General features: G+C 42.4%; 23 protein-coding genes and 3 pseudogenes. 15 read left to right on the forward strand and 11 right to left on the reverse strand.

All coding sequences use genetic code 11. The features are described 5' to 3' along the window. The 5 genes from MKP07_RS31000 to MKP07_RS31015 form a co-directional block, all read right to left on the reverse strand. Positions 1–1,003: hypothetical protein (locus MKP07_RS31000; protein WP_240851982.1), on the reverse strand; the 1,003-nt coding region annotated here is incomplete at its 3' end. 119 nt (positions 1,004–1,122) lie between these two features. Further along, positions 1,123–1,254: a hypothetical protein gene (locus MKP07_RS40140; RefSeq protein ID WP_262920069.1), complete on the reverse strand. Its 132-nt coding sequence runs from the start codon at positions 1,252–1,254 to the stop codon at positions 1,123–1,125. Next, positions 1,239–2,069, reverse strand: a complete 831-nt coding sequence (gene plsX, locus MKP07_RS31005; RefSeq protein ID WP_240851983.1) for a phosphate acyltransferase PlsX — start codon at positions 2,067–2,069, stop codon at positions 1,239–1,241. Before plsX ends, MKP07_RS40140 begins: the two co-directional genes overlap by 16 nt. 184 nt (positions 2,070–2,253) lie before the next feature. After that, positions 2,254–2,448, reverse strand: coding sequence for a 50S ribosomal protein L32 (rpmF, locus tag MKP07_RS31010; protein ID WP_114788998.1), 195 nt, complete (start codon positions 2,446–2,448; stop codon positions 2,254–2,256). A gap of 43 nt (positions 2,449–2,491) precedes the next feature. After that, positions 2,492–3,043, reverse strand: a complete 552-nt coding sequence (locus MKP07_RS31015; protein ID WP_240851984.1) for a YceD family protein — start codon at positions 3,041–3,043, stop codon at positions 2,492–2,494. 334 nt (positions 3,044–3,377) lie between these two features. Here MKP07_RS31015 and miaB point away from each other — a divergent pair, with 334 nt between their 5' ends. The 11 genes and pseudogenes from miaB (at position 3,378) to MKP07_RS31075 (ending at position 10,893) form a co-directional block, all read left to right on the forward strand. After that, positions 3,378–4,637: a tRNA (N6-isopentenyl adenosine(37)-C2)-methylthiotransferase MiaB gene (miaB, locus tag MKP07_RS31020; protein ID WP_240851985.1), complete on the forward strand. Its 1,260-nt coding sequence runs from the start codon at positions 3,378–3,380 to the stop codon at positions 4,635–4,637. Between the two features lie 35 nt (positions 4,638–4,672). Further along, positions 4,673–4,801, forward strand: coding sequence for a TRAM domain-containing protein (locus MKP07_RS31025; protein ID WP_240851986.1), 129 nt, complete (start codon positions 4,673–4,675; stop codon positions 4,799–4,801). A 62-nt stretch (positions 4,802–4,863) separates the two neighbouring features. Beyond that, positions 4,864–6,133: pseudogene (locus MKP07_RS43235) on the forward strand (sigma-54 interaction domain-containing protein). Positions 6,134–6,250: 117 nt separating this feature from the next. Continuing rightward, positions 6,251–6,646 carry an LPS assembly lipoprotein LptE gene (gene lptE / locus MKP07_RS31045; RefSeq protein ID WP_240851990.1) on the forward strand — a complete coding sequence of 132 codons (396 nt, stop codon included), beginning with the start codon at positions 6,251–6,253 and terminating at the stop codon, positions 6,644–6,646. A gap of 9 nt (positions 6,647–6,655) precedes the next feature. Next, positions 6,656–7,189: a hypothetical protein gene (locus tag MKP07_RS31050; RefSeq protein WP_240851991.1), complete on the forward strand. Its 534-nt coding sequence runs from the start codon at positions 6,656–6,658 to the stop codon at positions 7,187–7,189. Next, complete coding sequence (locus MKP07_RS31055) at positions 7,176–7,433, forward strand: hypothetical protein (protein ID WP_240851992.1); 258 nt, start codon at positions 7,176–7,178, stop codon at positions 7,431–7,433. The genes MKP07_RS31050 and MKP07_RS31055 overlap by 14 nt, the downstream gene beginning before the upstream one ends. Before the next feature lie 153 nt (positions 7,434–7,586). Next, complete coding sequence (gene secG / locus MKP07_RS31060) at positions 7,587–7,958, forward strand: preprotein translocase subunit SecG (protein WP_240851993.1); 372 nt, start codon at positions 7,587–7,589, stop codon at positions 7,956–7,958. A gap of 143 nt (positions 7,959–8,101) precedes the next feature. Beyond that, positions 8,102–9,130 carry an endolytic transglycosylase MltG gene (gene mltG, locus MKP07_RS31065; RefSeq protein WP_240851994.1) on the forward strand — a complete coding sequence of 343 codons (1,029 nt, stop codon included), beginning with the start codon at positions 8,102–8,104 and terminating at the stop codon, positions 9,128–9,130. Then, on the forward strand, positions 9,130–9,636 hold the full coding sequence (locus tag MKP07_RS40150; RefSeq protein ID WP_262920070.1) for a YihY/virulence factor BrkB family protein: 507 nt from the start codon (positions 9,130–9,132) through the stop codon (positions 9,634–9,636). The genes mltG and MKP07_RS40150 overlap by 1 nt, the downstream gene beginning before the upstream one ends. After that, complete coding sequence (locus MKP07_RS40155; protein ID WP_262920071.1) at positions 9,633–10,097, forward strand: YihY/virulence factor BrkB family protein; 465 nt, start codon at positions 9,633–9,635, stop codon at positions 10,095–10,097. Before MKP07_RS40150 ends, MKP07_RS40155 begins: the two co-directional genes overlap by 4 nt. A gap of 199 nt (positions 10,098–10,296) precedes the next feature. Then, positions 10,297–10,893, forward strand: coding sequence for a DUF4126 domain-containing protein (locus tag MKP07_RS31075; protein ID WP_240851995.1), 597 nt, complete (start codon positions 10,297–10,299; stop codon positions 10,891–10,893). Here the strand turns inward: MKP07_RS31075 and MKP07_RS31080 are convergent. Continuing rightward, a complete protein-coding gene (locus MKP07_RS31080; RefSeq protein WP_240851996.1) occupies positions 10,890–11,153 on the reverse strand; it encodes an MnmC family methyltransferase in 264 nt (87 codons plus the stop codon). The genes MKP07_RS31075 and MKP07_RS31080 overlap by 4 nt on opposite strands. Continuing rightward, positions 11,150–11,371: a hypothetical protein gene (locus MKP07_RS31085; RefSeq protein WP_240851997.1), complete on the reverse strand. Its 222-nt coding sequence runs from the start codon at positions 11,369–11,371 to the stop codon at positions 11,150–11,152. Before MKP07_RS31085 ends, MKP07_RS31080 begins: the two co-directional genes overlap by 4 nt. Before the next feature lie 400 nt (positions 11,372–11,771). On the opposite strand from MKP07_RS31085, the gene MKP07_RS31090 reads away from it, so the two are divergent. Beyond that, positions 11,772–12,923: an aldose epimerase family protein gene (locus MKP07_RS31090; protein WP_240851998.1), complete on the forward strand. Its 1,152-nt coding sequence runs from the start codon at positions 11,772–11,774 to the stop codon at positions 12,921–12,923. On the opposite strand, the gene tilS (MKP07_RS31095) is transcribed toward MKP07_RS31090, so the two are convergent. The 3 genes from tilS (MKP07_RS31095) to MKP07_RS31105 all read right to left on the reverse strand — a co-directional run bounded on the left by tilS (MKP07_RS31095) (position 12,861) and on the right by MKP07_RS31105 (position 14,627). Next, positions 12,861–13,517: a tRNA lysidine(34) synthetase TilS gene (gene tilS / locus MKP07_RS31095; protein WP_240851999.1), complete on the reverse strand. Its 657-nt coding sequence runs from the start codon at positions 13,515–13,517 to the stop codon at positions 12,861–12,863. The genes MKP07_RS31090 and tilS (MKP07_RS31095) overlap by 63 nt on opposite strands. Beyond that, positions 13,514–14,152 carry a tRNA lysidine(34) synthetase TilS gene (gene tilS / locus MKP07_RS31100; protein ID WP_240852743.1) on the reverse strand — a complete coding sequence of 213 codons (639 nt, stop codon included), beginning with the start codon at positions 14,150–14,152 and terminating at the stop codon, positions 13,514–13,516. Before tilS (MKP07_RS31100) ends, tilS (MKP07_RS31095) begins: the two co-directional genes overlap by 4 nt. A 163-nt stretch (positions 14,153–14,315) precedes the next feature. Further along, complete coding sequence (locus MKP07_RS31105) at positions 14,316–14,627, reverse strand: tetratricopeptide repeat protein (RefSeq protein WP_240852000.1); 312 nt, start codon at positions 14,625–14,627, stop codon at positions 14,316–14,318. Between the two features lie 178 nt (positions 14,628–14,805). Between MKP07_RS31105 and MKP07_RS31110 the strand changes: the two genes are divergently transcribed. Both MKP07_RS31110 and MKP07_RS31120 read left to right on the forward strand, forming a co-directional pair. Continuing rightward, positions 14,806–15,549 carry an electron transfer flavoprotein subunit beta/FixA family protein gene (locus MKP07_RS31110; RefSeq protein WP_240852001.1) on the forward strand — a complete coding sequence of 248 codons (744 nt, stop codon included), beginning with the start codon at positions 14,806–14,808 and terminating at the stop codon, positions 15,547–15,549. Positions 15,550–15,599: 50 nt separating this feature from the next. Next, positions 15,600–16,362, forward strand: a pseudogene (locus MKP07_RS31120) (electron transfer flavoprotein subunit alpha/FixB family protein); the annotation flags it as partial. 524 nt (positions 16,363–16,886) lie between these two features. On the opposite strand, the gene MKP07_RS31125 reads toward MKP07_RS31120, so the two are convergent. Continuing rightward, positions 16,887–17,066 (reverse strand): hypothetical protein, encoded by a 180-nt coding sequence (locus tag MKP07_RS31125; protein ID WP_240852003.1) that lies wholly within the window; start codon positions 17,064–17,066, stop codon positions 16,887–16,889. 369 nt (positions 17,067–17,435) lie between these two features. Here MKP07_RS31125 and MKP07_RS31130 point away from each other — a divergent pair. Next, positions 17,436–18,082, forward strand: a pseudogene (locus tag MKP07_RS31130) (DUF1593 domain-containing protein). The last annotated feature ends 23 nt before the right edge of the window (positions 18,083–18,105 follow it).

The raw sequence follows: 18,105 nt of genomic DNA on the forward strand, positions 1-18,105 counted from the left end.
TTGCAAAAGAAGACAGTTGCTCTGCATATTTTAAACTATCGCCATTTTCCTGCATCTTCCAGGCCACTCCGTTATAAGCCTGTGCTAAAGCAGCCTTATCCGTAATTTTTGCTGCAATACTTCCAAACCCCTTCCAATCTTTAGCTGCGGCATATCCATTCAATAAATTTCCCTGCAGGTAGCTGATGAGGGCTTTATATTCGTCGTTGTTTTGCGTTGTGTCAGCTACTGCTACTATTTCCTGGTACACTTCGCCTTTTTCGGCAAGGCTCTTTTTAGTATTAAACTTTTCATAGAAGGCCATCGGAGTTACCTCTACCCCGACCGGGAACTTTTCGCTCCTGAGCTTTGTTACAAATGCAGACTGTTGTCTTAATCCTAATAGGTTGTAAAGCGAGGAAGCCTTCGAATAATCGTCTTTTATTTTCAACCCGGCTTTAAACAGCTTTTCTATCTCAGCCTGTATAGCCGCAGTTCCTTTTTCTTTATCGGCTGCACGCTTAGCATATAAATAGTTGGTCAGCAATTTTTCCCTTGATGCCGAATCAGAGGCAAATGCTTTTTCGTAATACGTAATGGCTTTGGTTGGGTTAGATTTTAATCCAAAATAATTAGGACCATATTGCGTGTAAAAAGCAGCAGCATTAGCGTTAACTGTTTTTTTCGGCTGATTTCCTTCATATAGCTCAATCAAAAATCCGTCTTCGTTATTTTTATCAAATTTGTCGTCTATCGAAAATGCAAAAGCCAAAAGACTGGCACTGGTATCTGTTTTTATTTTCCCCACCAGCTTTCCGTACTCGCGGCGTAAGGGTATATCAATAATCTTATTGCCTTTAGAAGAGAACTGTAAGGCATAAGCTGTAGGCAATTTCATTATACCCGACAATTCTCCACCCTGGGTATATTGAAAGGTTATTTCGTCCCCACCTCTGGGCTGTTGCGGAGCATAGGTAAAATTGTTCTGGGCAAAAGACTGCAGTGCCGCCATGCCCAGCGCCATAAATAGTACTTTTTTCATCATTGGTTAATTAAGAAGATGATTAGGATTGTATAACAAAACAGCTAGTCAGCCGGGTGGTCAGCTCACTATTCAGCTAATGTACAAAAACTTTTGTATAACTACATCTGGCTGATCGCCTCTTTCACCTTGCCCAATACATTTGTATTCAGCATTTTTACAGCTACATCTATCATGTTGCTGAAAGCGGTGCCATGCGATATGCCGTGGCCGATAATTACCGGCTTCTCCACTCCCAGGACAGGAGTTCCCCATAAATTTCAAAATTAAAGCGGTTCAGGTAAGGGTTATCGATTTGTTGGTTTTGAGCAATATCATAAATCGATTCAGCGAGCTTTAAAATAACATTCCCTGTAAAACCTTCGCAAACCATTACATCTGCTTTATCAGCAAAAACATCGCGGCCTTCTACATTGCCCACAAAATGAATGGCCTTATTCTCTTTCAACAGCGGGTAAGTGGCCTGAGCCAATATATTACCCTTTCCTTCTTCCTCGCCTACATTGATCAATCCAACTTTGGGCTGCTCTACGCCGTATATATACTGACTGAAGACAGAGCCCATTACTGCAAACTGATTAAGCTGTTCAGGCTTACAGTCTGCATTCAACCCAACATCCACCAGCAAACCGGTTCCGCCATCCTGCTTGGGAATAACAGACGATATGGTAGGTCTTAACACACCTTCAACTGTTTTTATACTGAACATGGCGCCCACTAACATGGCACCGGTATTACCCGCGCTTATAAAAGCATCAATTTTCCCGGCCGCCAGGTATTTAAAGCCTACAGATATGGATGAATTTTGTTTTTCCTTCAGCGCCCTGGTGGGATGCTCATTCATTTCGATGATCTCAGTAGTTGCTACAACCTGGCATTTATGCTGTGGCACTTCCTGCTCAGCCAATAACGCGCTCAACTGACCTTCATCTCCAAACAGCACCAGCGACAACCCATCAAAATCATGCTCCAGCAAATATTGCTTTACGCCCTTTACTGCCTCAAAAGGTGCAAAATCACCACCCATCATGTCTAATCCAATATTCATCCGCAGACTTTTTGCTTATCAAATCGGGTACGTTCCCTTATTTCAAACTTCAGTGTACCAACATCCCGCATCGAAAATACAGGATACTGTTTGTATCGGCTAAAATAAAAAATTCCAGATACATCGGCCCTTGAATAGCCTGTATGTACATGGAATTCCTAAAAATAATATAGAACTAAAGATACTAAGCCTTTGAAGGAGCTGTTTCAGCTACTACTTTACCTTTGTAGATCAGCTTTCCTTCGCTCACATGCGCACGGTGACGTACATGAATTTCGCCGGTAGTAGCGTCTGTAGTTAAAGTTTGTGCAGTAGCTTTATAGTGTGTTCTACGTTTTGCGCTTCTTTGCTGGCTGTGCCTGCGTTTAGGATTTGGCATAACTCTTTATTTATATGCGTTAAAAATTCTGTTTATCTAAAAATCAATCTTTCTTGTCTTTGAATTGGTCTAAGCCTTTCCAAATCGGATTCACATCCGGTTTTGCAGGTTTATCCACCTCTAATTTGTCTAACATCTTCAGCGCTTCCTGGTTGCATTGCGGTCCATCGGCATTATCATAACCACAGGTTTTATGCATTGGAATGCTCAGATTTATAAACTCGTATATCCAGTTCTCCAGATTCAGATGGCTTTCCCCACGGCTGATATAGAATACATCCGGGTCGCCCTCCTCATCATTCATCAACTCCGGCTCTTCCACCATTTTAACGGTGATATTGAATTCGTCCCAGAGTTCGAGTTTTAAATCATTATTGCAACGGTCACAGGTTACCATCAAACTACCACCAATTTCAAACTTCAATTGCATAAAACTGCTCTTCTTGTCCAAGAGTAGTTTTACCTGCGCATGGCAATCGGTAAAATCCTGTTGCTGAAATGCCTCAAAGAACTTATCAGAGATTTCGTAGTCAAACTCATGAATACCAGGCTTTAACCCCACAAATGCAATATCGTATTCTCTCCTGCTAGCCATAAAAACTACTTACCCCGAAATTAGAGCGTGCAAATGTACGAAGATTTTTGTAAAAAAGAAGGTTTATTTTCAATATTATTTTAGACTGTCAACTTCAGTACAAACCTCGTCAACAGTTCCGGCTGTTCCAGGCTCCGCTACGCTTCGGCCTCCTGGGCCAGGCCTTGCACATCCGGCAGCCTTTCAACAATTTAACTATACTGGTCGTTTGCAAACTACTGTAAAAATACAGTTTTCTATTATTTCAAGTTTTAACTTTTCACCCTGTCATCCTGTCATAAAGCTACTAAAATTCGCCTATCTTTGCACGCTTGAAACTATTAAAAAGAAATTAATGCTTGATTTGGTAGCAAATAAAACACATGATGAGCAGCGTCAGGGAGAAACCTACGCTCCTTTTTCGGTGGACCCTAATGAGTACAAGAAGAAATTTTATATCGAAAGCTACGGTTGTGCGATGAATTTTGCTGACAGCGAAGTAGTAGCTTCCATATTAAACAAAGAAGGTTTTGGCGCTACACGGAACGTGGAAGAAGCTAATCTTATTTTTATCAATACCTGCTCCATTCGTGAAAAGGCGGAGCAAACGGTTCGTAAACGCCTCACAGAATTCAGGAAGCTAAAAACCCGCAACCCGGGTACCCTGGTGGGCGTATTGGGCTGCATGGCAGAACGTTTAAAATCTAAGTTTTTAGAAGAAGAGAAACTGGTGGATATAGTGGTTGGACCTGATGCTTACCGTAGCTTGCCCAGGCTGGTAGATGAAGCTGCTGACGGACATAGAAGCATTGACGTACTGTTGAGCCGCGAAGAAACTTACGCAGATATTGCACCCGTTCGATTAAATACGAATGGCGTATCGGCCTTTGTAAGTATTATGCGGGGCTGCAATAATATGTGTTCCTTTTGCGTAGTACCCTTTACCAGGGGCCGTGAGCGTAGCCGCGATGCAGTAAGCATTATCAATGAGTGCAGAGACCTGTTTGAAAATGGCTACCGCGAAGTAACCCTGCTGGGACAAAATGTAGATAGTTATTACTACAACCCCGAAAGTAACAGCACGGAGCACGCAGTAACTTTTGGGCAGCTATTGGAAAAAGTAGCTTTGATCTCCCCTTTGCTCAGGGTTCGTTTTTCTACTTCTCATCCTAAAGATATTACCAGTGATGTGCTGCATACTATGGCGGCTCATGAAAACATCTGTAAGTGCATTCACCTGCCGGTACAAAGTGGCTCTACGCGCGTGCTGCAGCTAATGAACCGTACTTATACCCGCGAATGGTACATGAGCAAGGTTGATGAGATCAGATCTATCATACCCGACTGCAGTCTCACATCAGACATGATCGCAGGCTTCTGTACAGAAACGGAGGAAGAGCACCAGGAGACGCTCTCCATTATGGATTACACCAAATACGACTACAGCTACATGTTTTTCTATAGCGAACGCCCGGGCACACTGGCGCAGCGCCGTTACAAGGATGATATTCCGCTGGATGTAAAAAACGGAGGCTGCAGGAGATCATCGAAAAACAAAATGAGTTATCACGCATCAACTTTGCACAGGATCTGGGCAAAACCTTTAAAGTACTGATCGATGGCGATAGTAAAAGAAGCGCCGACGACTGGGTGGGACGTACCTCACAGAATAAAGTGGTAATATTTCCTAAAAATAATGCCGCCCTGCAAAAAGGTGACTATGTGGAAGTGCATATTAAGGATTGCACACAGGCGACTTTGTTTGGAGAAATTATATAAGCTCCCGCTACACAGCTACTACAACTGACACTTGCTATTTTGAAATTTGAGTTTTAAACTTTATGGATTTACAATCAATAAAAAACCGCTTTGGCATTATTGGCAACTCGCCCGAGCTCAACTATGCATTACAGGTTGCAGCCCAGGTTTCCAATACCGATCTGACGGTTTTAATTATAGGAGATAGTGGTGTGGGAAAGGAAGCTTTTTCCTCCATTATACATTCACTATCATCACGTAAGCACAACCCTTTTATTGCGGTCAACTGTGGTGCTATACCAGAGGGAACGATCGACTCAGAACTTTTCGGTCATGAAAAAGGGTCTTTTACCGGTGCTGTTGATGCCCGCAAAGGTTATTTTGAAACGGTAAACGGTGGCACCATTTTCCTTGATGAAATAGGGGAAATGCCTTTAGGAACACAGGCCCGCCTACTACGTGTGCTCGAAGCAGGGGAATATATACGGGTAGGATCGAGCAAGGTTCAAAAAACGGATGTAAGAGTAATAGCTGCCACCAATAAAGACTTATTGCAACTGGTTCAGCAAAATAAATTCAGGGAAGATCTTTACTACCGTTTAAGCACAGTACCCATCAGGGTACCTTCGCTTACACATCGCAAAGAAGATATCGTACTGCTGTTCAGAAAATTTGCAGCCGATTTTGCTGACAAATACAAAACACAATCGGTACAGTTGATGATGAGGCAAAAAACTTATTGCTTACCTACCCCTGGCCGGGTAACGTGCGTGAACTGAAGAATATTGCTGAACAGATCTCTGTACTATCGCCTGAAAAAAATATAGGTTCCAGGGAGCTTAGCCGCTATTTACAACCCTACTCTAATAACAGGTTGCCTGCCGTTGTGGTAGGTGGACAAAACCAGCAGGAATTTCAAAATGAAAGAGAGATATTATACAAGCTCTTTTTCGATATGAAAAAGACGTGAACGAACTTAAGAAAATGTTCCTGGAAGTATTGCAGAATCCTTCTATTGCCGAACAAAACCCTTCGTTCATTAACGATCTGAAAGATTTGAAAACCAGCCCTGATAGTTTTCAGCAAATTTCATCGCCTTTACATATTGAGCTGCCGTCTGCTTTGCCTGTACCGAATCAGCAAGCCATGCCGATTCACATTGGAATGGCTAATAGTATTCACGACCATGAAGAAGTAGAAGAAAGCCTGAATATAATGGACAAAGAAAAAGAGCTGATCATTAAAGCGCTGAAAAAACATAAAAGCAAAAGAAAAGATGCTGCGCTGGACCTGGGCATCAGTGAACGTACACTTTACAGAAAACTAAAAGAATATGACATTGAAGAGTTATAAGGGATTACTTGTTTTCCTTACTGTTACCGGTATTTTTTTCTCGCCTTTACACAAAGCAGCTGTAAAGTCCGTTACGGATTCCAGGATGCCAAATCCATTCCCGATTCACTAAAAATAGTGAAAATCAATCCTATGACTAATACAGCCTCTTACGTAAACCCCAGACTGGCGCCTGAGCTTACAGACCGGTTAATACAAAAGGTAATGCGTCAAACCAAGTTACAGCAAACAAGAGGAGATGATGCCCAATGGATTATTGACAGCAAAATAACCAGTTACTCTTTCTCTACCGCAGGTATCTCTAACCAGCAGGTAAATGCGAACCGTTTAAATGTAAGTGTGAACATTGTGGTAAGAGATAAAACACAAAAAATCATTGGGAAATATGACGTAAGTACCCCGTTTGACTACTCGGGAACGCTAAGCTTACAGCAGGCAGAGCAGGGCTTGCTGGACCAGATGCTTCGCGATATACCCGATGCCATTTTTAATAGAATATTTTCCAACTGGTAACCAGCGAGCATGAACAGCTTTATTAATACTTTATCTGATACGGTTCTATCTAAACCATTCGAATCTTGTAACCTGGAAGAGCTTCAAGCGCTTTCACAAAAGCACCCTTACTCCTCAGCTATCCAGCTACTGTATGCACAGAAGTTACAAAAATCGGGAAGTGAGGGCTACCAGGAGCAGCTGCAAAAGACGTTATTGTATTACAGCAACCCGCTTTTCATTAAACATTTAATAGAAACTGAGGAACAGCTGTCAACAGTACCGGTTGCGACAATTGAGGTAACCCCAACAGATACGCTGGCTGTAGCGAAGGAACCGGCAACTGTTGTAGATATTATAGAAGCAGAAGCAACAATTACACAACAACCGGAGCAAAGTGCAGCAACCACGCCTGAGCAGTTTGTGCCGGAAATACCCGAAGTATTAGCCACTCCGGAAATCACAGCGGAAGAGCTGCCCCTTCCAGAAGAATCAGGCACCGCAGATGATGATGAGGACTTAGAAGCCGAGGATGAAGCCACGCTTCCCCTTGCCCCAATTTAAGTTTGAGCCTATCGATCCCGCAAAAGCAGAATTATCCTTCACGCCCTACCACACGATCGATTATTTTGCTGCCCAGGGTATTAAATTGGGAGACGAACAAGGCTCTGCTGACCGGTTTGGTACACAGTTAAAAAGCTTTACTGCCTGGTTAAAGCAAATGAAACGATTACCGGGAGCTACGGCCAAGGGTAATATCAGCCTAACGGAAGAAAAAGCATCGAACAAATGGCTGAACAATCATTGAAAGGCGAAAACGCTGATACTGAAGCCATGGCGCAGGTTTGGGCACAACAAGGCAATGCAAAAAAGCCATCGATATCTACAAGAAATTAAGTTTGCAAATTCCCGCAAAAAGCGCTTATTTTGCAGCCAAAATAGACCATTTAAAAAAATAGACATGACCCTTTTATTTGTTATACTCATAATACTTGTTGCGGTGATCCTGGGATTTTTCGTTTTGATACAGAATCCTAAAGGCGGTGGGCTTTCGGGCAACTTTGCAGGTGTGAGCAGCCAGTTTATGGGCGTAAAGCAAACCAACGATATTTTAGAAAGAGGTACCTGGATCTTTGCGGTTCTCATCGGTGTTTTAAGTCTTTTATCCACTTTCTTCATTTCCGGCAGCAACACTGGTGCAGACGGCAGATTGCAGGATATTGGCAACGCGCCTATTCAACAACCGGCAACAAAACCAGCTACTCCGCTGAATACAGTGCCCGCTACAACAGCGCCTGCTACTACGGCTCCTGCTGCAGATTCTGGTAAATAAGATCGACTCTAAAAGTCTATATAAATAATTTTAAAACCTGTAAAGATTATGATCCTTACAGGTTTTTTCATTTTCGGCTCTACCCTTTTTGTATTATTTTCACCCAGGCAAAACCCGTATCAACTAATTCAGTTCAAATAGCAATGAATAAACTCCCGAAAATTCTCTTCGTAATCATCCTGTTAGCAGGCATTTTCATAGCCTTCAAGCTGATAGGACCTGCTGCTCAAAAACCGGAAGATGGATTTTTATATGTAAAAACCGGCACTACCATGGAGCAATTAAAGCAGCAACTTACGGAAGAGGCTATTCTTCCCGGTCTTACCTGGTTTAATATAGCTGAGAAATTTCTTAGTTTCGACGAGGTAAAACCCGGTAAATATAAGATTGATGCCGGAATGAGCGTGGTAAGCCTATTGAGAATGCTGCGTAATGGCAGCCAGACACCCGTAAGCTTTGTAATAACTAAACTACGAACCAGGGAGCAGCTGGCTGGCAAAATGGGAAGGGCTTTTGAATTCGACTCTACTGAAGCCATCCGTTTTTTAAACAATAATGACTCATTAGCGCAATATGGCCTGGATACCAATACTGTAATGGGTGCTGTACTTCCATTAACCTACGAGAATAAATGGAACACTACCCCTGAAGCTGTTTTTAGCAAATTCAATGATGCTTATAAAAGCTTCTGGACCGCAGAGAGAAAGCAGAAAGCTGCAGGCAAAGGACTTTCTATACAACAGGTGATTACATTAGCTTCTATAGTAGATGAGGAAACGAATGCCGCCAAAGAAAAAGGGACAATAGCCAGCGTGTATATGAACCGCATTGCCAAAGGAATGCCCTTGCAGGCAGACCCTACCGTAAAATTCGCGCTCAAAGACTTCACCATTAAAAGAGTGTTGTTTAAACACCTGGCCACACCATCTCCTTTTAATACTTATCGCAATAAAGGACTTCCTCCCGGGCCAATTTGTACCCCGCAGGAAGCGACGCTGGACGCAGTGCTTGATGCTCCCAAAACCGAGTATATCTATTTTGTTGCCAGTCCGGCTTTTGACGGTACACATGATTTTTCGACCAATTACGAAGATCATGTAAAATTGGCCAGACTATACCAGGAAGCATTAAACCAGCGGTTTGGAAAAATTCAGGATTCCACTAAAAAGTAATGGGCGTAGGTAAAAAGATAAAAGAAAAAGTAGCTGAGTCAAGTGTTTGGAGGAAACTTGTAGCCAGGAGCAGGTCTGAAAATCTGCCCGGTTTCAGAAGCGTATCCTTATTCAATACCGTTAAAAAATTCAGGGAACATGTGGTTTGGGACGACCTGATTGAAAGGGCCTCGGCTATCTCATTCAATACAGCTATGGCCCTTCCGCCATTGCTGCTTTTTTTGTGCACCCTTATACCTATTATCGCCAATTTGCAGTTTATTGTAAAGCTAAGGCTGATGGACCAGCTGAAAACACTAATTATAGACGTTATACCGGCGAGTTCTAATCACGACCCCATATTAAGCTTTATAGACACCATAGTTCAGAAGCCCAGAAATGCACTTTTATTTTTAAGTATTTTGCTCTCCCTATTCTTTTCGTCCAACGCAATGATGGGTGTGATGCGATCTTTCGACCAGGATTATACGGGTTTTATTAAAAGAAAAGGCATCAAAAAAGATTGACAGCTATACGGATAACTATAACATTGATCCTGCTTTTTATTCTTTGCCTGGCATTGCTGATAGCGCAGGGTTCTGTATTGGAATGGCTGGGTATTACCAACGAGATCGTAACCGCTATATGGGTAAATGCAAGATGGATATTAATATGGTTATTGGTGTTCTTTATCATCTCGTATATCTATCGCCATGCCCCATCTGTTGACAAAAAATGGAAGTTGATTACACCTGGATCTGTGATTGCTACCTGTTTGGTTATTGTGGCCACGTTAGCATTCACATGGTGGGTAAGCCAATTTGAAACCTATAACAAACTATATGGTTCTATCGGAACGATTATCTTTCTGCTGGTACTGGTGTTCTTAAACTCACTGATCCTGTTAATTGGGTTTGAAATTAATGCCAGTATTTATGCATTGGCCAGGACGAGAGATGACAAAGAAGCGCTCAAGGACCAGAAGTAGCAAGCCAAAATCGTCTCTGTCTGCTTTTCTTCTTTCTGTCATACCTCGTTCGGCATTTGCCGGATTTAAACTGCCATTCACCGTTTTCATTATACGAACTGTAAACGCTTTGCTGCCGGCCATCATCTAACAACCGTCATACCTAATCAGGATTTAATTAACTTTATATAACAGGCCTGGCCTGCATAAACAATAAACTATGAATTTTGAAATTCAGGCTATTGCAGCCACTGCACTAGGGATTGCCCTGGCCGCCTGCTGTGGCTTCAGGGTTTTTCTCCCCATGCTGGTAGCCGGGCTGGTAAGCCGGTTCCAGCTATTTCATTTTTCTGACAGCTTCCAATGGCTATCTACCACACCGGCATTGATTTGCCTGGGAGCCGCAACTGTACTGGAAATTACGGCCTATTATGTTCCGTTTATAGATAATCTTCTGGATACGATCGCGGCCCCTGCAGCGGCTATTGCCGGCACTTTGCTGGCTACATCGGTTATCCCTATTGATAACGAATGGATGAAATGGATCATTGGTATCGTGGCGGGCGGTGGCGGTGCGGGACTGGTATCTGCGGGAACCGGCCTGCTGAGATTATTTAGCAGCAAAACCACACTGGGCACAGGAAACGCCGTAGTGGCTACCGGGGAAAATACCGCCGCATTGGGCGGAGCCTTATTAAGCTTCCTGATACCCGTTGTAATGGCTGTAATCTTCCTGCTTTTATTTATATGGGTGATTAAGAAAATACTGAACAGGTTTCGCGCGCGAACTGTAAAGCATAAGCAGCCCGGATATTAAGGCCTGGTAGCGCGAACAATTTCTCTTTTACCCCAGGGGCCGGGTATTTTTTCTACCACAAAGCCGGCAGCTTCCAGCGCTCTTCGCACTATAGTTTTCGAGCAATAAGTTACCATCACTCCTCCGGGCTGCAATGCATTCAGCAGCTTCTCAAAAATAGTAATTTGCCATAACTCTTCCTGGTCTTCGGGAGCAAACGCGTCGAAATAAATCATATCAAACTGTTCAGTAAAGTTATACTGCTCAATACCTGTATTCATTTTTGGATCTTGAAAAAAGGATCGATATATAACAGCTGCTCCCAACCGGTTTGCATAATAATTTTATAGAGTTCCACCTCATTTAACAGAGAGGCATAATTTAGCTTGCTAAAAACCGAGCCAGGCAAGGGATACAGGTCCACAGCCTTATATACAACCTGTTTACCGCTTCCACGGGCGGCTATAGCAGTAAGTAAAGCATTAAGCCCGGTTCCCAATCCCAGTTCAAATATCCGCAGTTCTTTTTCGATGGATTTTTCTGTACAAAATAATCAAATGCGCCCTGTATAAAAATATGAGAGGACTCTTGTATTGCCCCCTGTTAGAATGAAAAGTAACATTTGTACCGGCTAGCCTCAACGTATGACTACCATCTTCTGTCTCAATTATTTCATATTCTCTAATCATTTGCTCTTCTTTGAATATTTGAATATATTGCGTTTCTTTTGAAGTAAAATTATTTCAAAGAAAATTCAAAAACGCAGATTGTTTTCAAATGAAATAATTTAAACCCGATTGTATAATATTAAAAACTGATGGGTGACACGATGCCTTCCGTTTCAAATGAAGCACTGCATGCCAGGTTTGCCCAGACTATTAAAAACAAAAAATATATTAATGAAAAAGTACTTTCTTCTTTTTGCAGCTACTGCCTCGGTTGCTGTTTTTTCATGCAATAGCCAACCTAAAAATGAGTCGGGTGAAGCAGGCGAAGCTACAACCGATAGCAGCAAAGTAAAGCTTGCGGACAATGATGCATTTAACGATACCTTAAACGGCAAAATGGTCAGCATTTTTTACCTGAGAAATAACGGTATAGAAGCGTCTATTACCAATTATGGAGGACGTGTTGTTAACCTGTTCGTACCAGATAAAGACAACAAGATGGTAGATGTGGTGATTGGTCCGGGTAACTATAAAGACATGTATGAAACCAAGGATTTCTTCGGCGCCACTATCGGCCGCTATGGTAACCGCATTGGCAAAGGTAAATTTAAACTGGATGGTGTAGAATACATATTACCCCAGAATAATGGAGCTAATACCTTGCACGGTGGACCAGATGGCTTTCACAATGTGGTATTCGATCCGAAGCAGCTAAGCGACAGTGCTCTTCAGTTAACTTACCTTTCTAAGGATGGCGAAATGGGCTTCCCAGGCAACCTGAACGTGAAAGTAACCTACACGCTAACGGCTAATAAAGAAATAAAAATTGACTACGAAGCAACAACGGATAAAACAACGGTTTGTAACCTTACCAACCACACTTATTTTAACCTCAACGGCGGCGGAACTATCAACAACCATTTATTACAGGTAAATGCTGATGAGTATACGCCTGTTGATTCTACTTTGATTCCATTTGGTAAAAATGAAACGGTAAAAGGCACCCCATTTGATTTTACTACCGCAACTGCCATTGGAGCGAGAGTAGATGAAAAGAATACACAGCTGGAATATGGAAAAGGATATGATCACAATTTTGTGATCAAAGGAACAGGTTTTAGAAAGGCTGCTGAGATTAGAGGAGACCAGAGCGGCATATTAATGGAAGTATGGTCGGAAGAGCCAGGCTTACAGTTTTACGGCGGTAACTTTATGAAGAGCCAAAAGCCCATGAAGAACAATACCAAAGATGACTATCGTACAGCATTCTGCCTGGAAACACAGCATTATCCTGATTCACCGAACATTCCATCTTTCCCTTCAACTACTTTGAAACCCGGAACCGTTTATAAAACGTCTACGATTTACAGGTTTAGCAAATAAATGAAGCAATAAATTCCAACAAAAAGGACGTGGTTTAAACCACGTCCTTTTTGATTCGATCCATTCTATTTTTAAAACCGATCTTGTTTTATCCGTTACTTTAAACCGGTCATCGATCCGGTAGCCTGCCACCCATACAATTTTCCGGTTCATTTCAAGCACCCACACTTTTTCCTTATCAGCCAGCGAAAGTTTTTTATCAACAAAAAATTTGGCCAGCTTCTTCTTCCCCTTCATACCCAGCGGGTAAAAATAATCCCCTGCCCTCCAGGGTCTTAATAACAAGGGATACTGTATCAAGGCCGCATCCAGCAATGCCATACGCTCATCATCACCCATTACTATCTTCTCCGTTCGAGTAAGCCTTAATATACCTTGTGTAAAATCAACTATCCCCTCTCCTTCTATAATTACCGTTGCCCGGTTCTGGTCTTTTAAGGGAGACAGGATCAGATGCTTCCTGTCCTTTAGTATTCGGTGCGAAGGCGACAATATATATTTGCCGGAGTCGCTATCCATTAAACGGGCTACTTCTTCCAGCTGAGTAGCTTTAAAATCGTAAGGTTTGATCAGCTCCAGCAAAACCGTTTTCATCGCCGGTGTTTTTGGAGTAACAGTACGGGTATATACAACTCCTCGCCTTTTTGCTGCACTAATTTTTTCGAGAGTTTTTCCACTTCCCTTTTGTAAAGTATATCCACCTCCTTAAACCTGCTGATATTGTCCAATAAATTCTGCTGTACTTCAGGATAGGTTTTTGCGATCAATGGCAGTATCGTATTCCTAAAATAGTTCCGGGTATAATCATCGTGCAGGTTAGACTCATCCTGTACAAATGATAAGGCCTCCCGCTCCAGGTACGCTTCCAGCTCCCATCTTTTGGTAAACAATAATGGCCTGCGTATTTTATTGTAAACAGGCTGTATACCGGTAATACCGTTGATACCAGTACCTCTGAAGAAATTCATTAAGACGGTTTCTATATTGTCATCGGCGTGATGAGCTGTTATAATAAAATCATAGCCCTGCTCTTTACGTATCTCTTCAAACCATTCATACCTGAGCTTGCGTGCTGCAACCTGCGTAGACAGTTTCTGATCTTCTGCATATTGTTTGGTAGCAAACCGTACTACATGGAAGGGCACTTCCAGTTGCTTACTCCATTCATGCACAAATACTTCGTCCCGGTTACTATCTTCTCCTCTTAGCTGGAAATTACAATGGGCAATAGCAAAGTCAAAACCAGCTGCCTTACATAAATGGCATAGTACAACAGAGTCTACTCCCCGCTAACAGCCAACAACAGGCGGGCATTGCGAGTAAAAAGGTGGTTTTGATTGATGTAAGCTACCAATCGCTCTGTTAAGGTCAATCCTTCTTTATTGGCTTGCATTAGTAAATAAGGTATTCGTAAGCACTCTTCATCTCGCTGTAAGCATGGCGTTCGCCCAGCTCCTGCGCTATATCCATTCCCCGCTCATACACTTTAATGGCCTCATCGTCCTGGCCCAGTCTTTCAAATAATTTAGCCAGGTGATAATAGCTACCTACATAATGAGGATTATCTGACAGCAATTTCTCGAAGATGCTTTTAGCATCTCCATCATTTCCGGCCTTTACATATTCCAAAGCCAGGGCATGCTGCAAAAAGCTATCCGACGGATTCTCTTTTAATAATTCTGTTATCTGATCAATTCTGGACATGTTAATTTTTTAAACGAATCTTTTTTTATACCAATATCCTTTTATCTTTGTTTTAGTTGCATAAACAACCTTTTTAAGTCTTTTGTCATATGAAACCTGGTTGTTACTTTGTTTAGCAACAGGCCATTAAAGCAACGCGGTTCCGATCAATACTATTTATAAACCTAAATATCAACAGATGAAAATACTAGTATGCATCAGTAAAACGCCTGATACAACGGCAAAAATAGCTTTCACAGATAACAACACGAAATTTGACGCGGGTAATGTACAATGGATCATTAATCCGAACGACGAGTATTATGCCCTGGTTCGTGCCATTGAACTGAAAGAAGCAGACGCATCAACTGCTATTCACCTGGTTACGGTAGGCGCGCCCGATGCGGATGCAATCATCCGCAAGGCTCTGGCCCTGGGAGGTGATGAAGCCATAAGGGTTAATACCGAAAGCCAGGACAGCTTTACCATTGCTTCACAAATAGCCGAAGTAGCCAAAGAAGGCGGATATGATCTTGTCTTCCTGGGTAAGGAAACTATTGATTATAATGGCAGCTCTGTGGGCGGTATGGTGGCGGAATTGCTAAACCTCCCTTATATTTCGCTGGCCACTAAATTTGAGCTTAATGGGAATACTGCTACAGTTACCCGTGAAATTGAAGGTGGTGAGGAAATTTGCGAAGTAAGCTTGCCGGTAGTGGTAAGTTGTAATAAAGGCATGGCTGAGCAGCGCATACCCAATATGAGAGGTATTATGGCAGCAAGAACCAAACCTTTAAAAGTAGTGGAGCCCGTAGCAGCAGAAGGACTAACAAATATTACTGAATTCAGTCTTCCTCCGGCAAAAGCGGGTGTAAAACTAATTGATGCCGATAACGTAGTCGAGCTGGTAAGACTTTTAAGAGAAGAAGCTAAAGTGATATAAGCTTCAACCAGGCATTCAACTTTAATTACCTCATCTCAAATTCAACATTTATGGTTTTAATATTTATAGATATAGCAGAAGATGGCAGTGTAAAAAAATCATCCTTAGAAGCGCTTACTTATGGTGCACAGTTAGCCAAACAATTAAGTGTAGCCGCACAGGGTGTAGTGTTAGCACCGGCTTCAGAAGACCTGAGTGCATTGGGCAGGTATGGTGTAAGTAAAATACACCAGGTAAAAACGAAGCCTTAAAACATTTTGATGCACAGGTGTATACCCAGGTTATTGCCCAGGCAGTAGAACAATCAGGGGCTACCGTAGTTATTTTTTCAAATAACACCGACGGTAAAGCAGTGGCACCCCGTCTTTCGGCCCGTTTAAGAGCGGGACTTGTTGCCGGGGCTGTTGCGCTTCCGGACACTTCAAACGGTTTTGTAGTTAAGAAAAGTGTATTCTCGGGTAAGGCTTTTGCCAATGTAAATATTACTACATCGGTTAAGATTATTTCATTGAACCCGAATGCTTTTAAAGTAGAAGAAGGAGCAGGGACAGCCGAAGTGGTGGAACTGAACGCCACAGTAGATACCCCTAAGGTAAAAGTAACCGCTGTTAAAAAGCAGAGCGGAGAAGTGCCATTGGCCGAAGCAGAAATAGTGGTGAGTGGCGGCCGTGGTTTGAAAGGACCTGAAAACTGGGGTATATTGGAAGACCTTGCCAAAGAACTACATGCTGGCCTGGCTTGTAGTCGTCCCGTGGCCGATGCGCATTGGCGTCCTCATAACGAACACGTAGGTCAGACGGGGGCGCCATAGCTCCCAATTTATATATTGCAGTGGGCATTTCGGGCGCTATTCAGCACCTGGCTGGTGTAAACAGAAGTAAAGTTATTGTGGTGATCAATAAAGATTCGGAAGCGCCTTTTTCAAAGCAGCTGACTATGGCATTGTAGCGATTTATTTGACGTAATACCCAAGTTTACCGAGGCGGTGAAGCAATTAAAATAATGTTTTTATTACGAATAAAGGAAGGCCACGATTTAAATCGTGGCCTTCCTTTATTCGTGGCCTTGGTTGTTGTTTGATCAGGGCTTATACCACCTGCCAATGTTCCACAAAAAACAATAACCAGGTAAAGGTGAGAAGTAACACAAGGAGATTTAAAAGGAGGATGAAAGGGCTCTGCATCAACTGCTTCAAAAAAAAAGATACTGATAACAGAAAATATACTCACGCAGATGCAAACCAATAATACTGCCATATATTTTTCAATATTACCAGTGCCGGGCACCCTGGCTAACAGGTAAATAATGTAGAATATTGAAAGACTATCTATGTTACGTCAGGCTTCATCTTTGGTGTTCTTTACCAACCCGATACCGGAGAAGAAAAAGATAAGACCAATAACACCTACCACCACTAATGTGATATAACTGTTACTTTTATTGATCAGTTCATAGCCGGTATAAATAAGGCCAATGATACCTAAGATAGTCAACACGGTTCCGAAAATACGTTTCACATTCATAATCCTGGTTTTAAGGGTAGCTACGCAATATCTATGCCTTAATATTTTATCCCCGTCTACCCGGCACATATGGGCATTAACTGAGTCATAGGGTAAATGCGTTTACAACATATTGAAGCCTGAAAAGCTGGTGTTATTATCGAAAAAAATATTTTTAGATATGTTAAAATCCCCAAGGGACGACATTTTCACAACTGTCCGAATAATCTTCGGAGTTTGTTTAAATACCACCGCTACATATTTCTATCACTATTGATAAAATCAGCCGGTATACCCGTTAAAACCAGATGCATTTGCCGGCCACCATCAGCCATTTGGCAAAAAAAAGATATATTGCAACCGATTGCAACAATACCATCTATTATGATTTGTAAGCTGTTTTATTGTGCCCTGTTTCTTTTGGTAGCTACGAACCTATCTGCACAGCAACCCACACCGCTAAAGCCACGTATACTGATCAGCTCAGATATAGGAGGCACAGACCCCGACGATAACCAGTCGCTGATACACCTGCTCATGTATAGCGAAAAATTCAGGATAGAAGGCCTGATATCATCCCCCTCTTTTGGCGAAGGCAATAAAGAAGAAATTTTAAAAACTATTGATCTATACGAGAAAGACCTCCCCAAACTATTGTCGCATGAAAAAGAAATGGCGGCTCCGCAATACCTGAGATCCGTTACCAAACAGGGCCGTAAAGGCGCAGCTCCGTTTAAGGGCTATGACAGGGCAACCGAAGGCTCTGACTGGATCATTAAATGTGCCCTAAAAAAGATAAGGAGCCGCTATGGGTGTTAGTATGGGGCGGATTGGAAGATGTGGCGCAGGCATTACATGATGCCCCTGGAATCCAGGATAAGATCAGGATATACTGGATCGGCGGACCAAATAAAAAATGGAGCGCTAATGCTTATGCTTATATAGTGGCCAATTTCCCCAACCTCTGGTTTATTGAAAACAACTCAAGCTACTATGGCTTTTTTCGCATAGCGATGAACCTGATAGTGTAACGGCCTCTAACTACTACGATAAA

The sequence above is a fragment of the Paraniabella hibiscisoli genome (genome assembly GCF_022512515.1).
Taxonomy (GTDB): domain Bacteria; phylum Bacteroidota; class Bacteroidia; order Chitinophagales; family Chitinophagaceae; genus Niabella; species Niabella hibiscisoli.

Coding starts and splice junctions, on each gene's coding strand:
- plsX (WP_240851983.1), bottom strand. CDS start 2,069: ATGAATATTGGATTAGACATGATGGGTGGTGATTTTGCACCTTTTGAG.
- rpmF (WP_114788998.1), bottom strand. CDS start 2,448: ATGCCAAATCCTAAACGCAGGCACAGCCAGCAAAGAAGCGCAAAACGT.
- MKP07_RS31015 (WP_240851984.1), bottom strand. CDS start 3,043: ATGGCTAGCAGGAGAGAATACGATATTGCATTTGTGGGGTTAAAGCCT.
- miaB (WP_240851985.1), top strand. CDS start 3,378: ATGCTTGATTTGGTAGCAAATAAAACACATGATGAGCAGCGTCAGGGA.
- MKP07_RS31050 (WP_240851991.1), top strand. CDS start 6,656: ATGAACAGCTTTATTAATACTTTATCTGATACGGTTCTATCTAAACCA.
- secG (WP_240851993.1), top strand. CDS start 7,587: ATGACCCTTTTATTTGTTATACTCATAATACTTGTTGCGGTGATCCTG.
- mltG (WP_240851994.1), top strand. CDS start 8,102: ATGAATAAACTCCCGAAAATTCTCTTCGTAATCATCCTGTTAGCAGGC.
- MKP07_RS40150 (WP_262920070.1), top strand. CDS start 9,130: ATGGGCGTAGGTAAAAAGATAAAAGAAAAAGTAGCTGAGTCAAGTGTT.
- MKP07_RS31075 (WP_240851995.1), top strand. CDS start 10,297: ATGAATTTTGAAATTCAGGCTATTGCAGCCACTGCACTAGGGATTGCC.
- MKP07_RS31080 (WP_240851996.1), bottom strand. CDS start 11,153: ATGAATACAGGTATTGAGCAGTATAACTTTACTGAACAGTTTGATATG.
- MKP07_RS31090 (WP_240851998.1), top strand. CDS start 11,772: ATGAAAAAGTACTTTCTTCTTTTTGCAGCTACTGCCTCGGTTGCTGTT.
- tilS (WP_240851999.1), bottom strand. CDS start 13,517: ATGAAAACGGTTTTGCTGGAGCTGATCAAACCTTACGATTTTAAAGCT.
- MKP07_RS31105 (WP_240852000.1), bottom strand. CDS start 14,627: ATGTCCAGAATTGATCAGATAACAGAATTATTAAAAGAGAATCCGTCG.
- MKP07_RS31110 (WP_240852001.1), top strand. CDS start 14,806: ATGAAAATACTAGTATGCATCAGTAAAACGCCTGATACAACGGCAAAA.